Genomic DNA, 19,572 nt, shown 5'->3' with positions numbered 1-19,572 from the left:
CCCTACGTTACACAGTAACTCTAAAAGATTTGTGTGTACACGGTAGGTCTAAAGCACGGAATAGGTTTCTGTACGCCTGTTCCTCCTTTCTTAGAACTTACGCAAGACATCTCTGAAACTCTTATTCTCCTCCGTATCCTCTGCGTCCTCTGTGGTTCGATTTTCCTAAGTCCTGTTTCTTTTTCAGCCAGCCACCTTCATAATCGGCGTTTAATCTCTACGCAGCGACCACCCATGTTCGGCACGGGCAAAGGGTAAGGCAAGTTCTGCCATATAATGCTGCCCTTTGGAATCAACTAGCCAAGGTTGATTGACTAACTCTTCTACAATTAGCCATCGCGTGTGTTTATGTAAGTCTTTTTTGAAAAAGGACTCCAGGGCTAAAGGGCTGTCCCGATGTAAAAGCAGTGAAGGCTTATCCTGTATTTGCAAATTCAGCAGCATCGGCCAGCCATACTCAGCAGCTAATTGCTGCCATCTGGCAAAGCGCTCTACTCCATCCAATTGGGCGAGTTCTGCTAAGACTTGCCCACTCAAAACTGTCCGCCGAGGACGGACGATCGCTTCTTTTGGTAACTGAATACGAGGAGTAAAACGAGGTACAGTCAGTTCAATCTGCATCGGCACTGTGGCAGCGCGAAAGATTGCCATCGGATTATCTTGAAAAGTAGTCCAAAGTAACTGTTCAGAGATGGGGTCACGGGCATTAACCGCAGCCATAGAAAACCAAAATACTGCAACAGGTTTTAGCGAAGCCGATCGCAATTTTAAAAAGGGCAGCTGTGTTTTGGGATCTAGAAAGATTTCTGCATCGACTAGGGATAAACTATCTTTATTCGCGCCCCACAACTCAATAGGAAGAATGTTGAAATTGGGACGAGCTAAAACATTTGGGTTTGGCTCAAAGGGACTTTGTAATTCTGCAACCTGAATTTGATATTGGCTTGCTAAACAGTCAAGCCTCTGTTGAAACCAAGAATATAATAAATTATTTCCATTGAATAAGTCTTGAAATCGGGCAAAGATTGGCACCGGATCATCACTAATCCCGTGAACTATCAGTTGGAAAGACTCAAAGACACCTGCGAACAAGCAACCGAAAGGGGCTGTGGACAAAGCCGACTTTGGCGAATTAGTGGTGCTTTCGAGAACGACTACCTCTTGATTTTGCGATAGCGATCGCTCCCACGCCTCCAACCGGGTAATGACTTCAGGATGGCGATGAGCTGTTCTCATTTCGGAAACTAGGGTAGATTTGAGATCGCCAAGTGCAATACCCGCCGCAAATTCCTGTTTCAGCTGCTCCCGAAACGCCATCCGCATTGCCGAAGCTGGACTTGCACCCTGAATCCAGCAGCGTTCATAGTCTGCGAGTGTTTGCAGCAAAATGTTTTGCTGCGCCTCATCGATGCCAATGCGAAACGGTAGCCCCAAATCACAGTGCAGCACTAGATCCGATAGCTGAACGAGTGAAACATTAAGGGCTTGGGCGAGTTCTTGAATATAGGTTTTTGCTTGTTGTAGAGCGTTCGCAAGTGCATCCAAAGACATGAAATCAAGCTTTGCCGCCAGAGTATCGCAAAGGCAATGCAGTTCTTGGATCGCGCTGTTCCAAAGACAGCGATCCGGCTCAATCAGCTTGTCTGCCACAACTGCTAATGCTTCCCAACAATTTTCAAATCGCTGGGGTAAGTCAAGTCCCCCTAAAAGCACACCTCCATCAATGAAGAGATACAGAATATCCTGTATTCCTGCTGCATTGTTCCAGCGAGGTGAGGCTGACACTGCTTTGGTTAGTTCGTCTAATGTCCCTAGCTCCAATTTAGTCAGTTCTTCCAAGAGGATGTCTACAATTTCCTGAGACTCGATTTCACGCTGCTCAACTAACCCCTCTGGAGTGCGTCCCCAAAAGCGCCAGGAACCATCCGCTTGTCGCTTTAAGGTAGGATTCAATCGCCAAGTTGCACTTTGACGATAAATTGAACGTTGAGCTAGCGATCGCAATATTGTTTGAAAAGGACGGAGGTCAGGTGTAAATGAATACTGAGCTTCTGCCTGATTATGCTGCGCCGTCTTAGTAAACTCGACTAAACTCACACCAGCCCATAAACCATAAGGTGTCGTTCGTCCCGCAGCCCGCGCTAGATAACGATACAGCGCTGTCTCCAGATGGCGAATTTTTTTAGTCCGTTTTCCCTGCCTTTGGAAAGCTACACGCTGCACCTCCGTGACCAGCGCCGGATTAGATAACAGCAGCGCTTTCATAAACCATGAATCTGCTGCCGTCATCTGCCAAAGCTGCTGGCGATTTTCTTCATGTACCTGCTGATATGCTGTTGCATATTCTTTCCAGGTATCAGCATCGTTTGTACGGCTGGCTGCTAACGCTAGGCTTGCGAGTCCTTGATTGCCAAAACCTTGAATAGTCTCAATTGGCCAAGCAGCAGCCCGCAAGATGCCAACGGGAGCAAGCTCAAATTCTTTGCTAGGATGATTCATCAATCAAGAATTTTGGATTTTAGATACTTCGACTTCGCTCAGTACAAGTTTTGGATTTTAGATTTGTTCTCGCGTTTAAATTACCTTGCTCTGACAAGAATTTTGGATTTTAGATTTTGAATCATTCAATCCAAAATCCAAAATTTAAAATCTAAAATTCCGTGAGCGAGCTGTAGCCACGCGGCGATGATTGGTGAGCAGTGGCTCGATCGCCTTAGTGTAATGTTGTTCCAACTTCACTACTGCGGTGAAATCTCGCATCACAGCTGAGTATCCCTCAAGACTCAATCCTGCTTCCCTTAACCATTGCTCTGTATCTTCGCCATCAAGCAAATTAAACTGCTCTCGAAAGGAGTCAGACATTGTTTGAATTTCCGCATCAGAAATCTTCAGCCCCAAGCGCTCTGCTTCTTGAACTGCCAAATAAGCCAGTAGGACTTTCTTACTCATCACTTCTTCGTTCTCACCTAAGCGGGTGAGAATTTGAATCTCATTGGTACTTTCAGGGGAATTTGATGCTTTCTCCAACTCACCATCAGCCAATTCCGGCTGAACGAGAGAAGTTTCTCCAGTCCCAAAATGACGAAGATAGTAAGTAAGTGGGTCTGATGGGAAATCTTCGGGTGTTTTTGGCCACTTAGGCGACTCGAAACGATTATTGCGTACACAAATGACCTTTTCATAACTACGAGCCTCACCCGCCAGCCAAAAAATTAGCCCCGGCATTTTACCCGTCATCACATCGTCAAGAGCTTGTCCGGCGATGTGGGTAAAGAAGTTTGCTTCTGGATGCTCACCCGCTAACACGGAAAAATCCTGTAAGCGAAAATCAATGGCATAATTTAGCCGTTCTCCATCTCCAGCATGAACCACCAACTGCCAAACAACTTGCTCGGCACGGAAACTAGTCCAACTGCTATCAGCTTGTTTGACCTTTTGTTTAAGCCACGAAATAAAAGCTCCTGCTAGCAATGCATCCAGTTTTTCTTGCAAGGTACACCGCTCTTCAGGTGTGGACAATCCCGTAAGAGTGCTGATATCGATTGGTTCCCAACGCAACTTAGGAGAAGGCTTTTCCCGAACAAAATCGCATGACTGTTCATGTCGCTGCGGGGACTGCCCAGATCGCAGCTCGATCGCATCACCGGGACGCACCGTTATCGCTCGCTCTGAGGAACCAAGCCGACGTTGCAACAAACGAACTGTTTCCTCTGAACTTAAGGGAAACGCATAGCGGTTAAACCAGGCGTGGCGACCACTAAAGCACAGACCGGAAGCGTAAGGGAAAACCAAAGCAGGGTTGCAAGCACAGGCTGCTTCCAACCAACTAACTACCCCTTGTCTGTCAAAGGTTGCTCCCATACCGTGCTGATAGCCCATGCTGGCACGCACTACTGGCTGATACTTGGTTGAAATTAGATCGATGGCACCGTATTCTTGGGTGATTCGTTCGCCAATTTTCGCCGTCACTTCTGCATCTGCCATGTGCCAAAATGTCCCCGTTGCATCTCGAACTAACAGCCCAAACTCCGGTTCTTCGTGGTCTGAAGGCGTGGGGAGCAAGTAAGTTTGTCCAAGAGCGATCGCTTGCCAAGGCTGACAGATAATTATTTTTGAGAACCCAATCTTTTGCAACTGCTCGACTAGTGCCGGTTCATCCGCAGTAATTACGGGCAGTTCGCGCGGCAGTTTCTGGAGCGTTTCTAGATGAAAGTGATCGAAGTGTCCATGAGTTACCACCAAAGCTGTTAAGTTTGGCAGTTTGTCTAACTCAAATACCCGACCCGGATAGTACGTAAGCGTGCCCCCGACGAGTGTATCCGAAAAGCATGGATCGAGCAAGATGCGTTGATCGGTAGTTTCGATGTATAAAGCAGCATGACCACAGATGGTGACACGCATGAGAATTGTTTCCGTAGCTGGTACTGTCAAAAAATCCTAGCCGATTTAAACAGCAAAAGATAGAAATGTTTAAAGAATTTAAAAACTAAATATCAATTGCTAAGATTGGTAGCAAATAATTCCTAAATTCCATTAGGCTTGCATACTGTAATATAGACCGTTACTGAGATTACATAGTTACCATTAACATTTCTGGTCACACGTGTGGATAAGACAATACACAATGTTGTAGTTTTTGGCGGAGGTAGTGCTGGATTTCTCTCTGCCTTAGCGTTGAAGGTGAAGATGCCAGCTTTGAACGTGATTGTAGTCCATTCCACAACCATCCCCATTATTGGAGTAGGTGAAGCGACTACCGCTTGGATACCTTGGTTTCTGCATAAGTATCTAGAATTAAATCGAGAGCAATTTTATGAAGAAACACAACCTATTTGGAAACTAGGAATTAAGTTTATTTGGGGAGATTCTAGTCAGTCGCACTTCAACTATCCTTTTGTGACTCATCTAGCAGATAAACTCAGTGTTTTGAGCAAAAGTACTGCTTACTATTGTCTTGATTCCACCACAGAATCCAGTCTTTACTCACTGTTGATGGAGCAGTACAAGTCGCCTTGCTTCCGTAGAGAAAATGGCGATTTCGTAGTTGATGAACGCTTTGGATACCATATTGAAAATGTTAGTTTTGTTTCTTATTTAGAAAGAAGAGCAGCAGAAATTGGTATAAAGATTATTGATAAACCTGTTGTAAATATTGAAGTCGCCGAAAATGGGTATATTCGCCAACTAAAGTTTGATGATGGCACAATGCAGGCTGGCGATCTGTTCGTCGATTGTTCTGGTTTTCGGTCGGCGTTGCTAGGAGAGATTCTGCAAGAACCCTTTTGCAGTTTTGCCAGCAGCTTATTTTGTGATTCTGCTGTCACAGGCATATGGATGCGAGATGATGGAATCAACCCTTTCACAACTGCCCAAACCATGCAGAATGGGTGGTGTTGGCAAATTGATTTGCCGGATAAAGTCAACCGTGGCTATGTATATTCATCCGCTTTTATCAATGATGACGATGCTTTGCAAGAGATGAAACGCCACAATCCTTTGATGAGTGATAAACATAGTCTTATTAGGTTCAAGTCAGGGCGACATCAACGATTTTGGGTAAATAATGTAGTTGCTGTGGGCAACGCTTCCGGTTTCGTAGAACCTTTAGAATCAACAGGGTTACACATGATTGGTGAAACCATCAAATCTGTATGCGATGTGTTGATTGATTCAGACCAGCAACCCACCCCAGCATTAATTAATCTTGCGAATCGAGCGATCGCCCAAAAGTGGGATGATATTCGTGATTTTTTATCGATTCACTTTAAATTCAATCACCGAGTAGAATCAGAATTCTGGCAACACTGCTGGCATCAAACTGATATTGGTGATGCAGAAGCAATAGTAGACTTTTTTCAACACAATGGCCCATCAAGCCTTGGTCAAATTCTGCTCCGCCCCAATAGTGTTTTTGGATACAACGGTTATCTGAATCTACTCATGGGTCAACGAGTGGCTACGAAGTATCAAAGCCACAATGACACTTTAGATTTAGATCGTTGGCGACAAATCCAAAACTATTTCACAAAGCAGTGCGCTAACGCCTTATCAATCCATGAGGCGATTCAGGTTGTTAAAGAAAGAAAATGTCAATGGCTGACTTCATAAATACTATTCCCCAGGTGCCTCGCGTTAACCCTAATGCCCATTTAATCCTCAGTGAAACGGGTGAGGTTTGTAGCTGGGTGGGCGGCGAAGTGTTCGCCCTCGAAGGCATTGAACCCAGCACCATCCGCAGACTGCTGGCGCTGATAGATGGGGTGCGATCGCTTGAGGCAATTTATGCTGAACTTGCAGATTCTGACGATCGCAATTACTTACATGAGATCGTCTTAGCTTTAACTCAGCTGCATGTCTTAGAGGAAGTAGTAACTGAAACTGCACCCCCAAATTCTCACTCTCAATTGCCAATAGTTCCTGAGCAAGTACGGCAAAAGGCGATCGCTATTTTAGGCAATCACCAGTTACTCGATACTCTCAATCAAACCTTTGCTAACGCAGGTTTTCAAAATCACCGCACTTTCTCCTTCACAGATTTTGCTTCCTGTCAAACGCCAGAATTTCTCGCTCTCCAGCAAGAACGGATACTTCTCAATGGCTCTTTCAAAGTGTCTGAAAATAGTCTAGACGCTGTGAGTGTTTCTGGTTTATGTGAACTCTTTCAAGAATTCGACTTTGTAATCTGTGCTTTGGAAGCTGTACCATATCAAGCCCTATTCGATGTCAACAAGTCAGCCCTAGCCAGTGGCACACCGTGTTTATTTGTCACTGCTTCCCCAGAAACAGCACTCATCGGCCCAACAGTCATTCGGGGAACGGCTTGTTTTGGTTGTCGAGTTATCGCCTTGGAAGCTATTCCATCAGTTTTACAGGATATTTTGCCGCAACTGTCAACCCCCATCCTTGCCCAGGCAGATAGTCCACTTTTGCCTTCCATAGCGCAGGCTTGTATTGAAGAAGCGATTTCCATCTTAGGTTTGAACTTAACAGCAACTCGCGCCACCAGCGTTGTAAAAATTAATCGGCAAGGCAATCGCACCGTCAAACGACTGCTTCCTAGTGGTGAATGTCAGGAGTGTACATCGCAATTAGATGAACCATTGGGAGTGCTGCAACGAAATGCGATCGCTGCGGCTGCCCAAGAAATCGGTCGGATCTGGCCGAACTCACCCAATGCTACAATCCGTGCAGCAGCCGATCCTTACCAAACAGTGGGCATTTTGGGTGGCGGCACGGCTGGTTATCTCACAGCTTTAGCCTTTCGCGCTCTCAGACCAGACATCAAGGTGACTTTGCTAGAATCGAGTGCCATCCCAGTGATTGGTGTGGGCGAAGCAACTACTCCAGAACTCGTTAAGTTTCTTCATAGTCCCCGCTTTTTAGGACTAGACATCGTTGATTTTTATCAACGTGTGCTTCCTACATGGAAGTTGGGGATTAAGTTTCAGTGGGGACTGCCCGGTGACTATGAATTTACATTTCCGTTTCAGCGCGGACGCTTGCTAGAATCGCTTCTCTATGATTCAACGCTGAACAATCAGTCATTAGGGGCAATGCTGATGAGTGGCGATCGCGCTCCGATTTTTGATCGGGGCGATGGGACGCCGTTATCTCTACTTCACCAGATTCGCTGGGCGTATCACCTCGATAATCGGCGGTTTGTTCGTTACCTAAAAGAAGAAGCGATCGCTGCCGGGATACAGCATATTGATGTGCAAATTTCTGATGCCCTGATATCTGCCGATGGTGAAACCATTAGCCATCTGATCGCTGAGGATGGGCGTAAACTAACTTACGATTTATATATTGATTGTTCCGGCTTTCGCTCGATGTTGCTAGAGCAAAAACTTGGCTCCAAATTCGTGAGTTACCAAGATACCCTCAGCACCGATCAAGCGATCGCTGCTACCGTCCCTCATAATGGCACTATTAAACCTTACACTCTCGCCGAAACCATGAACAATGGTTGGTGTTGGAATATTCCTTTTGAGGATGCCGATCATCGGGGGTATGTGTTTTCTTCAGCATTTTGTAGTGCCGATCAAGCCCTAGAGGAAATGCGTGGCAAAAATCCGGGAATGGGCGATCCTTGGCTTGTGAAGTTTCGTTCCGGGCGGCATGAGGATTTTTGGAAAGGCAACGTTGTAGCGATCGGCAATTCCTATGGGTTTGTGGAACCCTTAGAATCCACAGCTATCCACATGATCGTTCTCGAATTGGAACTCCTACTTACCAACTTTCCAGCATCAAAGCAAGATGAGGGCGTGAAATCTGTACTCAACCGCAAAATTAGCGATCGTTGGGATGCCCTGCGTTGGTTTCTCGGAATTCACTACAAGTTCAATCACCGTCTATCTACTCCCTTCTGGCAAGCAGCCAATAGAGACACAGATATCTCTGGCGCAGTAGAGCGATTAGCATTGTTTAGCGAGCGGGCCCCCTTATCTTATCGAAATTCGATGTTTTATACACTGCATCCGCCAGAATTTTTCTCTGACGATCACTCCTATGACACATTATTAGCTGGGCAACAGGTATCCGCCCGCTTTGTGGAACCCGTCGAAGATTTAGCTACTTGGCAACGCCAACTCGCAATTCTCAAAGGGCTAGCTAGCACTGCGATACCCCAACATCAAGCCCTCTCCTGCTTGCGCGAGCAACGGCAAGATTTGCTTTACGATTTCGCAAAGCGCCGAGATAGTTGGTTACACACCTGGCTTCCTGCCTAGTAGTCTGTCCCAAAAGTGTTGAAAAGTTAGTGATGTTCAGATCCCCGACTTCTTCAAGAAGTCGGGGATCTAGCAGCCTTTTCAAACAATCGTTAACAATCCTTCTTTGAGCAAACGGCGTACTAACACAATCTTGCTATTGTCGCTGGCAAAATCGGGCAGCGATTTGATCTCAAATGCAGCTTCCGACTCAGCAATGAAGCGGAAAGCTGGCTCGACGTATGCTGGCGCTTCAACTCTGTTTTGGGGAAATTGAATCATCACTACATCCCCTTTTCTGACGGTTGTACAAATCATTCCTTGGCGTTTGACAACGTGAGTATTCAAGTCAATCTGTTGCAAGTCGTCCAATTTACTGAAATGGCTATCTGCTAGTGGAGACAGTGAGCCAATGAACTTAATGGTCAGTCGTTCAACCGCATCGTCAATATCGACGCTACTAGCGAAGGTTTTGAGTAAATCTTTCAATTGATTTTTGGTCTGCGTCTTGGCATCATCGTCACGCACAAAGCTAACGGGAACTGCTTTGCGAAATTCGACATTTTGCTGCACAATCGATGTGAGAGCTTCCTGAATCAGGTCAACCCAGCGATAAACAGGGATACCGACGGTGATATGAAGTGAAGAAGTATCCAATGTCTTGGCTTCATGCACAAAACCACGCGGGATATATAACATATCACCTGGCTTGAGTTCAACTTCATGAGTGGGTGCCTTCAGTTGCTCCCGTAGTACTTCTTGTGGTAATCGCCGAGCATCTTCAGGCATTGGCAAATCCCAGTAGGAATCATAGGTGCGCCAGAGTTTAGTTCCCGAAAGCTGGAGAACGAAAACATCGTGTGTATCAAAGTGGGGAGGGAATCCTTGAGCAGTTTTAGGGGTTAGGTAAAGATTGACATTCGCTGGATGATTGAGATATTTTTCCAGATTTCTGCAAAGTGTGGCGATCGCTTCCCAATGCTGTTGTAGATGAAATATACATAAGGTATTGCCTTGATTATAGGCATCATAAAATTGATAAATACTAGGAGATGCATTGGGATCTATAGAGCCTTTCCCTCCTAATTTATTCGCTTGATTGGACAAATCATCTGCCACTTTCGATACATTAAAGTCACAATAGCGAATGCCACTAAAGCGAATGAGCGAGTCAACATCATTCATGGAAAACAGACCTGAATAGTAATCTGGTTCTCCTCGTGAAACAACAAGGCACTGCCGCTCCCAGTATTCTTTGAAGAAAGTTACGGTATCGATAGGCTGAATTAATTTCTCAAAATCAAAGTTAGTGCTAAACATTTATGGAGTTCCCTCGAAAACGGATGAAAATTTCTTTAATTTTGAATTTTGAATTTTAAATTGAATTCTGCCTTATACTTAGTTCTTTCACAAATTCTTCTGGTTCGCTAAAATCTAGCCAAAAAGCCACTTGGGTAATGTTACATCCCTGGGGAAAGGCATTTACCTGACACCAGTTTCTCAGATCGGTTTCCCAGCTTTGTGTTTGTTCAGAGAACTGAACTCTTTTACTTAAAATTGGATAAAATCCAGACAGCCTTAAGGCATCGGGAAAAAAGCAGTCAGTGACTGAGAAATAGTTGCTCATGCCTCGCCCCCACCATCGGGGTACATTGACAAATCCCTCTAGCCGCGCGATCGCTTCCATCATCTGAGAAAATTCACCTGGAGTCAAAGAATTGCTTGATAGCCAAGCAGGAAATTCAGCCTCGCTAGTAACTCCCCTTTCTTGGAAAAAATGTTGCGTAATTTTTTGAGTAATGCTAATTCTCAAACTCGCTTCCGATTGGCTGTTTGTCTGTTCGGCTAAAGCCCAGAGAATAGCAACCTGACGATACAATCTACGTTCACAACTCGCTAATGCAGTAATCATATCTGCATCTGCGTTAGTTGTCTCTTCTTCAACTGAGGAGATATCCTTACCAACAACCATCAAGATAAATTGATGTAATTGCTCAACCTGTTTGGCAAAGGTATCGTTTGCACTATGAAGTTTGAGCAATGCCTGAATACGACCCAAACGTTCAACTAAGACTGGTATTGCTGATGCATCCATATCTAGCTCTAGTTCATTAGCATCAGAACTCGAACCCACTACCTCCTGCAACCTGAAGGAGGCAGGAGGCAGGTTCTGTTGTTGGGCTACAGCATCACACCAACGAATTAGCCCAGCGAGATTACGCAATTGAATGTAAACTCTGCCGAGAAATCGGGCTTCTTGGCTTAATTTTTCAGTCAGAGGCAACCAGGAATATGCTGTCCGTAATGGACGGATAGCAACTCTAGCTTGAAGTTCTTCTATGAAAATGGACTTGTTGAGTTGAAACTTTATCTGGTTATTGGCAGCAGTACTACCACTTTCTCCAACCATAGCGGCCAGATGTTTCAGCAGTTCAATGGCATCTGACTGTTTCTGATCCACATACCCGCCATTTTGCACAAATTCCAAAAACTGGGCTAGCATATGGCGATCGCCCCCCTGTTCCTCAGCATCAGCCACTGCTTGGCTCAAATGTCGTTGAGTGAAGAACTGCCGTTTGGCACAACTGATAATTAAACTAGCGATCGCCCGATCGATAATATTTTTGTCTACCGCCAGCTGAACTGTAGCGCGGATGTTTACTAAAGCATCAGTTAAGGGTTGGTATTGAAATTGAGGGTTGCTATGCAATATTGCCACTTCATCATCCCCGATGTACCGTCTGTCTCGGTAGGCTGCAAAAATAGCTCCAAATCCCTCCATGCCAAAGGCTTCCAGTTCAGCGGCTCGAAGCGCACCCATACTACTTGCCCCAAATACTCGCACTCCTGCTTCTAATGCCCAGAGAATCTCTTTATGCCAAACTGAAGCGCTGCGGTCAAAAAAACCGTCAATAATGGCAATTACACGCGGCTGTAACCGCAGACAGGCAAGAATATCACCACAACGGACAGGATCGAGGTAACGGGCCGGTAAAATTTGACTGGCTTGGGTAACGGCTAGGGTGGGGCCAAGAAAGATGAGAATTTGACTAGGTTCCAAAGAATTCGAGTGCATATTGAATTTTACAAAGACGAAGGGAGATGCATACCCGGTACAATCACATGCACCACTGGAATACCATACTCTGGTCGCGTATGATTGACAAAGACAGCTTGCTTAAATCCCTGAGTACTCAGACAACTGAGAATTTGTTGAATTTCTTCTGCAAACGTTGGGGTAAAGGCTAGCTCAGGCTGAGTTTCAAAATCAATCAGGGTAGCGATCGGTCTTTTGCTGCTAGACTTCATCGCTGGGCCACCTGGCATCCTGATGCGTCCAAGGGCATAACTCTCTGGATGAATGTCATCTCGGCTACCTGCAATCACCGTTACTCGTGATTGAGCCGCTTCAGTAATCGCTCGTGCTAGGGCAATTTCTTTGGAACTGTGGCATCCCCACCCTGCTGCTGTCGGTCGTCCATGCCAGTTTTCCCGATCGCTAATCAAGCATTTATAAGTAGGTATTCCTATAGTCGAGCTTAAATCAGTAATCACGGCTGTTGCCCCGGCAAGTTCAACTTGATAGAGTAAAGATTGCAAAAGCGGAGACTGGATAGTTTGACTATCAACCAAACAGTTAATCCGTTCCTCCAGAGGTAAGCGCCACCAACGCCACTCCGCCTCGCGTTCAATGACTTCAAACAATCCATGAGCGATCGCCTCTAGTAAATGGTTTCCTGATGCTAGTCCATTACTAGAAGTGCTGAACAGAGAAGTATCACGTTTTTCTGTTGTGGTGTCTAAATCAAGATACGCCTGTGGTACGTAAACAGGTTCATTCGTAAATAGATCGGTTCCACAAATCCAATCTAGCGGTATAGCAGAATGATAAGACTGCGATCGCTTACCTGCCTCTAAAACGCTAGGATCGATTGCCTGGTGATGTCGGCAGACTTCCTCATAAGAGGCAACCATCTCTGGTTCTGGCAGGTTTTCTGCATGATAAGACTCCACAGATTCCATCACCGCCGAGATCATCGCTAGCAGAAGTGAAATTCCCTTACCTTGAGAACCAGAAAAGGCTTTTCCGTTGGGACGAATCGCTTGAGCAACAGGAATACCAATGCAGTCAAGACCAGTAATGTCTGCAACACGCGTGATGCCAAAAGCAGTCAGAAGTTCTTCTAGCTTCTCCCAAGTAGAATTGGGTTCTTCTGTCCGAAACGTGCCATTAAGATTCAGCTTAGGAGCATTCAGAGTTTGCCACATTCGCTTATTTTTTTCCAACTATTAATGAGAGTAACAATAAATACTCCCGCTTGAGCGCATATAAATATTTTTTAATGTGTTGTATTAAGCACACAACACATTACATTATAGTTACGCCTTTGAAAATTGCGATATCAAAATCATTACAGTAAAAAATTGGCGTTGCAATTTAGCAACGCCTTCCCTTCACAGATACCGCAAGCCTTAAATCAAGGCTACCAGCAACACATAACTGTCTCTTTAACTGTGGATGAAGCCATTCCACCAGCTACACTTTCTAACTCATCTTCTGACAATTCTCGGTTAGCTGGTCTTGCTTTAATACCGTTAACGCTATTAATAGACCGGATATTCACAGATGGAGAAGCAGTTGACAAACCTAGAACCTTTCTTTCAGCAGAAACCATCACGGCTTTCACATCATCAGCGTTAAAATCAAAACCGTTTGTCTGGCCTTGTTCAACAGCAATTCTTGCAAACTCACCTGCTTCAGTAGCATCCAACGCTTCACGTAGCGGCGAATTGGTTGGTTGAGCTAAAAAACTTTCATAGTATTCGACAAAACTTTGCTGAGACATTTTGAACTCTCCTTAAGATAAGATACTTAGCCTTTACCTTGAATAGATAACTAAATCTGAAACCAGGTGATTAACTTCAACAGTATTGTTCCCCAATCGCTAGGCAAAAGAACAGAACAATCACCCAAATTTTAGTATTGTTCAATACAATAATTGCTTGAAAAATGCTCTAGTGTCCAGATCGTTTTGGTGAAATTTTGTAACTAATATCACATTGTTTTTGTATAAAGTTATACAAAAATTAATATTAAAATTGACAATTTAGTGCTGCTTGAATAATGTTCCATAATCGTCGTCTAAAAATCTTTAACCTTCTGCATTCTTTCCTTCAAGGGTTCGGATTATCGCTTCAATTAGCCTTCCTGAACGATGCGAATCAAACCCGTGGCGGTGAAAATTGAACATCGCAATTGCGGCCAATATGTCAACTAGATCCTGAGTCAATTGACCAAGATGCTGGAGATTAAGTAATTCTTTTGCAAGTATGTCGTTAGCTGTGGCATATTTTTGCAATATCTCTGCTTCTGGAGACTCATACGAAGTTTCGAGAGAAAGTAGTTCAACTGTTGGAATTGTGGCTTCAGGAGGTGTGGAAATCAAAGCTGCTAAACTGTGCCAGGTTGCGAGAATAGATGCCCGATCTGACAGAGTACGGGTAAATAGATCGTGCAACACAGTTGCCACAAGTAAGTCTTTGGAGACAACACCAAGGTTATGTCGATCGAGATAGTCAAGCATGAGCCACAATGAAGTGTCTGCGTCAAAGTGCTGATGAACCAACTTCATGGCTTCCAGCCCCCCAAATCGGTCAGTTTCAGGCTCGTAGTCACTAAAGAAAAATAAATTAATCAAATTCTCACGCCGAAGTGCATACATGAGATCGGAGATATCAGCGATCGCTTGTTGCCGATCCACTGTGATAAAAAAGCGCGCCCGGACATCTGGGGGTTTTCTCATAAAGAAGAAACAGCGCAACAAATCGTTACTCCGCCAGTGAGTAACTAACGGTTCGAGTCGGGCAAAAAGGGCACGGGCACTCGATAGTGCATTACCCTCATCCCTGACGAGTCCCACATTAAGTTGCACCCAATCCGCGTTTTCCCAGTCCTGACTACTACATTGTGTAGTTGAAGTTAATTCGTCGGTCATGAAATGTTTTTTACCACAGTTCACTGATGTTAAATCAAGAAAAGAAAGGTTGACAATAGAAGCTCACTTAAAGCAGCATTACGGGATGTTAGCAATCAAAAAACGTGGTTCTCGACAACATCGACCGTATCGAAGCACCTCCAGCAGATGTCTTTTACCGAGAGTATATTCTGCCCCAGCGTCCAGCGATTATTACCAATCTCTTTGAAAATTCACCACTGCGCCCGATGGATACCCTTGAAAAGGTAAAAACAGGGCTGACTGACATCCCAGTTCAAATATGTCCAAATTACATCGCGGATCTGCTAAATTCGACATCAGCTGATGTTCCCCGCATGATGAATTTAGGTGAATATCTTGATTTTCTAGAAGCACAACCCACAACTCTTGATATCTGTGTTGAGTATCCTACGCCCCAAAAGTTACTTCAGTTATTGCCTCTGAATTTATATCAACATTTAAATGATGAAAGCGATCTATACTCCAATATGTTTGTCGCTGCCAGCAATAATTATGCTCATTTGCACTATGATGCCGATCAACGTAATGTTTTGTTGTTTCAAGTTTTTGGCACAAAGCGATTTGTATTGATTCACCCGCGTGAAACTCAAAAGCTAGATGCGATCGCTCAGCCTAATCTCTGCCGTACCAGTGGCATCTTCCTGGAAAATATGTTAGAAGCCGAGAAAACGGATTTTCTCCGATATACCAACGCTTATGATGGGGTACTTTATCCTGGTGAAACTATTTTCATGCCGATGATGATCTGGCACTACATCGAGTACTTGGAACCAGCTATGTCAATTGCTTATCGTTTGGGACGCAACGCTTATAATCAGCGATTGGCTAAACTTTTTCCAGCCCCCTCGGTTGATGTTCAGTCCCTATCGCTGTTGCTGCAAGATGAGACAGAAGCGCGATCGCATCATCTAGAATGGTTAAATAAACTAGAAGCTGTAAGCGATTCATGGTCGGGGAGTGAAAGCGATCGCAGAGACACTTTAAACTACCTTTCCCTAAGAATTCGGGGGCAATATCTTGGTCTTGAGCCGATCAAGAATATTCGAGAGTTGAGAAGACGTGAAGCCATGCTAAACACTTGCCTGTTCTGATTTAATCAACCGTGCATAGGAACCATCAAGCTGCAACATTTCTTTGTGAGTACCGCGTTGCACTACTTTACCTTTTTCTAGAACAATAATTTCATCACAGTCGCGGATGGTACTGAGACGGTGAGCCACAATAATGCAAGAACAGCCTCGATAGCGCAGATTTCTGTCAATAATTTTTTCCGTATCAGCATCTAAAGCACTGGTTGCTTCGTCCATGATCAGAATTGTCGGATCGTTGACTAATGCACGCGCAATTTCTAAACGCTGGCGCTGTCCACCACTGAAATTAGCAGCACCCTCAAGTAAGTTACCTTCATACCCTCCAGGTAAAGCTAAAATCACTTCATGAATAACAGCATCTTTACAAGCTCGGACTAATTGAGAATTAGACACTGTATCATCCCACAAAGTCAAATTATCTCGAACACTGCCAGCAAACAGAAAAATTTCCTGTTCTACCATTCCCAAGGAATTAGAAAGTATCGCCCTAGTAATTTGCTCTCTGGGGATACCATCAAAGAGAATTTCTCCCGACCAAGGTTGATACAGCCCCGCTACCAATTTGGCAACTGTTGATTTACCAGAACCACTACTACCAACTAGAGCTACTCTCTGCCCTGGTTTCAGTTGAAAACTCAGGTCTTGAATTAGAGGCCCATCTGTCCGTGAGTAGCCAAATGTGACATTTTTTAATTCGACATATCCCTTAAGTTTGCAGGCTGAAGCATATTGTGAGGTATGTAAATTATGATTATCCAATTCTGCATCGGTTGAGTTTTGCAACACATCATCCAGGCGATTTAAGTCTCCTTCTAGTTCCTGTAAGGTACTGCCGAAATTGACTAGAGAGTTGACTGGAGTCAAAAAGCTAGTCATTAAACTTTGGAAAGCAATCAACATCCCAATGCTGAGATGCCCATCCATGACTCGTAGACCACCAATAACTAAAACTGCTAAGGAGCTTAAACTAGTTAAGAAAACAGGTAAAACGCCTAGTACTTGATTAGTAATACCTAACTCTTGCTGACCGTTAATAAATTTTGTATAGTAGCCTGACCAACGGGAGAAAAAATCAGATTCCAACGCTGATGCTTTGAGAGTTTCCATACTCTGAAGGGCAGCAATTTCTGTCCCTGCAACTTTGCCCCGGTCTTGGATGATTCGCATATAAATATCTGTGCGCTGTCGGGAAATCCACTGCAAAGTTAAAATATTAATCGCAGCAAAACAGATACCGATCGCAGTCAGCACTCCATCATAAGCAAACATGACTAAGGCATAAAATACCACCATGACAGTATCAATTACAGTTCTGGCTAATTGTCCCGATAGCACTTCGGCAACTTTAGTATTGATATTGATTCGACTGCTAATTTCTCCGGCAAATCTTTGGGCATAAAACGCCACTGGCAAGCGAAGAATATGGTGGATGAATTGCCCGGACATTTCCACCGATAATTTAATATTTAGTTTTCTCAGAAAACGTCTTTGTAGTAATGTCAGTAACACCTGAATAATGACTGTGATTGTCATTCCCAAAAGCAATGGACGCAACCAGTCTGTGCGATTTTCTACCAAAATGTTATCAACAAAAACTTGATTAAAGACTGGTAAAATTAGCCCTGGAATGACTAGAAAAAATCCTGCTAGGAAACAATAGAGAATGGCTCCCCAAGAACCCCGCAACCGGTCAAAGAGTGCGCCGATTAAGCTCGGTTTGCGACCCCCACGTTGGAATTCTGGGCCTGGTTCCATTACTAGAACAACCCCTGTATAGGCTTCATCAAATTCTTTTAAGGAGACTCGCCTCGGCCCGGTAGCTGGGTCATTGAGATAAACCCAATCTTTTTTAAATCCCTCTACTACTAGAAAATGATTAAAATTCCAAAATACAATGTATGGCGGAGGAAGTTGTTGTAATTGCACCAATTGCTTTTTAAAACCCTTGGCTTGCATTCCATAGTTTCTCGCAGCTTTAATCATGTTAGAGGCTTTGCTGCCATCACGAGAAACACCGCAATTTTGCCGCAATTCTGCTAAAGGCACAATTTTACGATGGTAGGCTAAAATAATCCCGAAAGCTGCGGCTCCACATTCCACTGCTTCCATTTGCAATAAAGTGGGAGTTTTGACGCGAGAATTAATGTGACTTGCTGCCGTTTCTAAATCTAATAATGGGGCTTTTTGGCGTAAGGGATTAAGGTTTTGAATTAAGGATATTAACTGCTGAATCAATTGCACAAGAGCATTCCCCTAAAACTTTAGTTAATGCCAGTAAATTCTCTGAGAATAGGCAAGACATAAGTAATTGGTGCTTGCTCTGATACTTTAACCCGAACGCTGGTAGTTGTACCGGCAGAAATGTTTAATTTTGGCCCTTGGGAAGAAGACCAGCGATAACCGCTAAAGTTGGATGGAGCTAGTTCCATTTCTGTTCGCACTTCTATGTCTCCACCGCCAGTTGACAAGATGTTTGTGACTAAATCGGCGTTGCCAATCACAGACTTTGCACCTTCTTTAGTCACAGGTAAGGGGGAAACAGAGGTAACTTTGCCGACAATACCGCCAAAGCGTTCTCTTTTGACGGAAGTGGGCGTGATTTGCACGATCATTCCTGGTTGAATTTGTTTACCATCTTGGACATGAAAGTAGGAGAGGGCGATTAGTGAAGTCTTTTTGTCACCGACGTTTAAGGTGACAAGCGGAGTTTTCGGACTAGTAACTTGCCCCACAAAAGCAGTCACTTCTAATACACAACCGCTACTAGGACTAATGATTTGGCTATTTTCTAATATTTGTTTTTCTAGTTGAGCGATCGCTCGATTAACTTCTTGAATCTGATTAATTTTGGTATTCAGAGTTTCTACATTTTCTTGATCGATACGTTGGCTCTTAGTCTCTAAGTCTTTTAACTGCGCTTGCAGTTCGCCTACAGAACTCAAATTTTGTAAGTATCTCTGCTGGGCTTCTGTTTCTTGTACATCTAATTGCTTGAGCTGCACTTTGATATCAGAGACGGTTTGCGTTGCCTGTTTATATTCTTGCTCTGCTTGTAAGTATGTATCTTTGGCAATGGCTCCCGCATCTACGAGTTGCTGGCGCTTTTCCAATCTATCTTTCAGTATAGGTACGACAGTTACAGCATCATTGAGCCGTTGCTGCAAACTAAGGCGCTGTTCGCTAATGGCATTTAAACCTTTTTCATAAAACGCAGGCGTGAGAGTTTGAGTATCCCGCAAACGTTGAATATAACTAGCTTTAGAAGAAGCGATCGCCTCTTTTTCTTTAGCGGTACGTTGTCGCTGAAGCAGGGATGAATTTTGTTCTTGTGTTTGTAATTGCCCCAGTTTTGAGCGTTGCAGTTGCAATTGCTGTTTGAGATCCGTCGGATCGATCGTTGCTATGACATATCCTCGATCTATACATTGTCCTGTTTTCACATTCAGATTTTTTAACTGTCCTGAGATTGGCGACTCAAAAGTGACAACTTGATTGGGTTGAATAAGTATTCCCTTTCCCGTGACTGTGACGGGAATACGTCCAAAAATACTCCAAATTAACCCCAATAAGACAAAAGTACCCAGCGTCGCCAAAGGTAGCCAATCTACGGGATTGACTACCTGCATTAACTGATCCAATCTTTCTGGAGAAGATAAACGCTCCAGTGATTCTTTGCGAAATATACTATCTTGCTCTTCAGCCATTCGGATTAGGGATTGGGGATTGGGGATTGGGGACTGGGGATTGGGGCGTACA

Annotated in this window: 12 protein-coding genes; 3 read left to right on the top strand and 9 right to left on the bottom strand. The window is 44.2% G+C overall.

The features are described from left to right. Nucleotides 1-210: 210 nt before the first annotated feature. Together V7K44_RS06925 and V7K44_RS06920 are read right to left on the bottom strand one after the other, a co-directional pair. The gene (locus tag V7K44_RS06925; RefSeq protein WP_334929898.1) at nucleotides 211-2,499 is read right to left on the bottom strand and encodes a lantibiotic dehydratase; all 2,289 of its coding nucleotides are present in this window, start codon (nucleotides 2,497-2,499) and stop codon (nucleotides 211-213) included. 144 nt (nucleotides 2,500-2,643) lie between these two features. Then, nucleotides 2,644-4,431, bottom strand: a complete 1,788-nt coding sequence (locus V7K44_RS06920; RefSeq protein ID WP_334929896.1) for an MBL fold metallo-hydrolase — start codon at nucleotides 4,429-4,431, stop codon at nucleotides 2,644-2,646. A 174-nt stretch (nucleotides 4,432-4,605) separates the two neighbouring features. On the opposite strand from V7K44_RS06920, the gene V7K44_RS06915 reads away from it, so the two are divergent. Next, entirely contained in the window at nucleotides 4,606-6,108 is a 1,503-nt protein-coding gene (locus V7K44_RS06915; RefSeq protein ID WP_334929894.1) for a tryptophan 7-halogenase, read from the top strand. After that, complete coding sequence (locus V7K44_RS06910; protein WP_334929892.1) at nucleotides 6,093-8,729, top strand: tryptophan halogenase family protein; 2,637 nt, start codon at nucleotides 6,093-6,095, stop codon at nucleotides 8,727-8,729. The genes V7K44_RS06915 and V7K44_RS06910 overlap by 16 nt, the downstream gene beginning before the upstream one ends. Nucleotides 8,730-8,810: 81 nt before the next feature. On the opposite strand, the gene V7K44_RS06905 is transcribed toward V7K44_RS06910, so the two are convergent. From V7K44_RS06905 to V7K44_RS06885, 5 genes are all read right to left on the bottom strand, one after another. Next, nucleotides 8,811-10,028 (bottom strand): cupin domain-containing protein, encoded by a 1,218-nt coding sequence (locus V7K44_RS06905; RefSeq protein ID WP_334929890.1) that lies wholly within the window; start codon nucleotides 10,026-10,028, stop codon nucleotides 8,811-8,813. Between the two features lie 55 nt (nucleotides 10,029-10,083). Then, nucleotides 10,084-11,784, bottom strand: a complete 1,701-nt coding sequence (locus V7K44_RS06900; RefSeq protein WP_334929888.1) for a TfuA-like protein — start codon at nucleotides 11,782-11,784, stop codon at nucleotides 10,084-10,086. Between the two features lie 8 nt (nucleotides 11,785-11,792). Then, nucleotides 11,793-12,977, bottom strand: a complete 1,185-nt coding sequence (locus tag V7K44_RS06895; RefSeq protein WP_334929886.1) for a YcaO-like family protein — start codon at nucleotides 12,975-12,977, stop codon at nucleotides 11,793-11,795. 215 nt (nucleotides 12,978-13,192) lie between these two features. Continuing rightward, a complete protein-coding gene (locus tag V7K44_RS06890; protein WP_334929884.1) occupies nucleotides 13,193-13,555 on the bottom strand; it encodes a hypothetical protein in 363 nt (120 codons plus the stop codon). 306 nt (nucleotides 13,556-13,861) lie between these two features. Then, nucleotides 13,862-14,704 (bottom strand): thiopeptide-type bacteriocin biosynthesis protein, encoded by an 843-nt coding sequence (locus tag V7K44_RS06885; protein WP_334929882.1) that lies wholly within the window; start codon nucleotides 14,702-14,704, stop codon nucleotides 13,862-13,864. A gap of 104 nt (nucleotides 14,705-14,808) precedes the next feature. Between V7K44_RS06885 and V7K44_RS06880 the strand changes: the two genes are divergently transcribed. Beyond that, nucleotides 14,809-15,816, top strand: coding sequence for a cupin-like domain-containing protein (locus V7K44_RS06880; protein ID WP_334929880.1), 1,008 nt, complete (start codon nucleotides 14,809-14,811; stop codon nucleotides 15,814-15,816). On the opposite strand, the gene V7K44_RS06875 is transcribed toward V7K44_RS06880, so the two are convergent. Both V7K44_RS06875 and V7K44_RS06870 read right to left on the bottom strand, forming a co-directional pair. Next, nucleotides 15,796-17,925, bottom strand: coding sequence for an NHLP family bacteriocin export ABC transporter peptidase/permease/ATPase subunit (locus tag V7K44_RS06875; RefSeq protein WP_442940667.1), 2,130 nt, complete (start codon nucleotides 17,923-17,925; stop codon nucleotides 15,796-15,798). The genes V7K44_RS06880 and V7K44_RS06875 overlap by 21 nt on opposite strands. A gap of 152 nt (nucleotides 17,926-18,077) precedes the next feature. Continuing rightward, nucleotides 18,078-19,520, bottom strand: coding sequence for an NHLP bacteriocin system secretion protein (locus V7K44_RS06870; RefSeq protein WP_334929878.1), 1,443 nt, complete (start codon nucleotides 19,518-19,520; stop codon nucleotides 18,078-18,080). Between the last annotated feature and the right edge of the window lie 52 nt (nucleotides 19,521-19,572).

Source organism: Nostoc sp., assembly GCF_036917235.1.
Taxonomy (GTDB): Bacteria; Cyanobacteriota; Cyanobacteriia; order Cyanobacteriales; family Nostocaceae; genus Nostoc.
This window is presented reverse-complemented; position numbering and strand designations above follow the sequence as displayed.

Coding starts and splice junctions, on each gene's coding strand:
- V7K44_RS06895 (WP_334929886.1), bottom strand. CDS start 12,977: ATGTGGCAAACTCTGAATGCTCCTAAGCTGAATCTTAATGGCACGTTT.
- V7K44_RS06910 (WP_334929892.1), top strand. CDS start 6,093: ATGGCTGACTTCATAAATACTATTCCCCAGGTGCCTCGCGTTAACCCT.
- V7K44_RS06905 (WP_334929890.1), bottom strand. CDS start 10,028: ATGTTTAGCACTAACTTTGATTTTGAGAAATTAATTCAGCCTATCGAT.
- V7K44_RS06900 (WP_334929888.1), bottom strand. CDS start 11,784: ATGCACTCGAATTCTTTGGAACCTAGTCAAATTCTCATCTTTCTTGGC.
- V7K44_RS06870 (WP_334929878.1), bottom strand. CDS start 19,520: ATGGCTGAAGAGCAAGATAGTATATTTCGCAAAGAATCACTGGAGCGT.
- V7K44_RS06875 (WP_442940667.1), bottom strand. CDS start 17,925: ATGGAAGCAGTGGAATGTGGAGCCGCAGCTTTCGGGATTATTTTAGCC.
- V7K44_RS06890 (WP_334929884.1), bottom strand. CDS start 13,555: ATGTCTCAGCAAAGTTTTGTCGAATACTATGAAAGTTTTTTAGCTCAA.
- V7K44_RS06925 (WP_334929898.1), bottom strand. CDS start 2,499: ATGAATCATCCTAGCAAAGAATTTGAGCTTGCTCCCGTTGGCATCTTG.
- V7K44_RS06885 (WP_334929882.1), bottom strand. CDS start 14,704: ATGACCGACGAATTAACTTCAACTACACAATGTAGTAGTCAGGACTGG.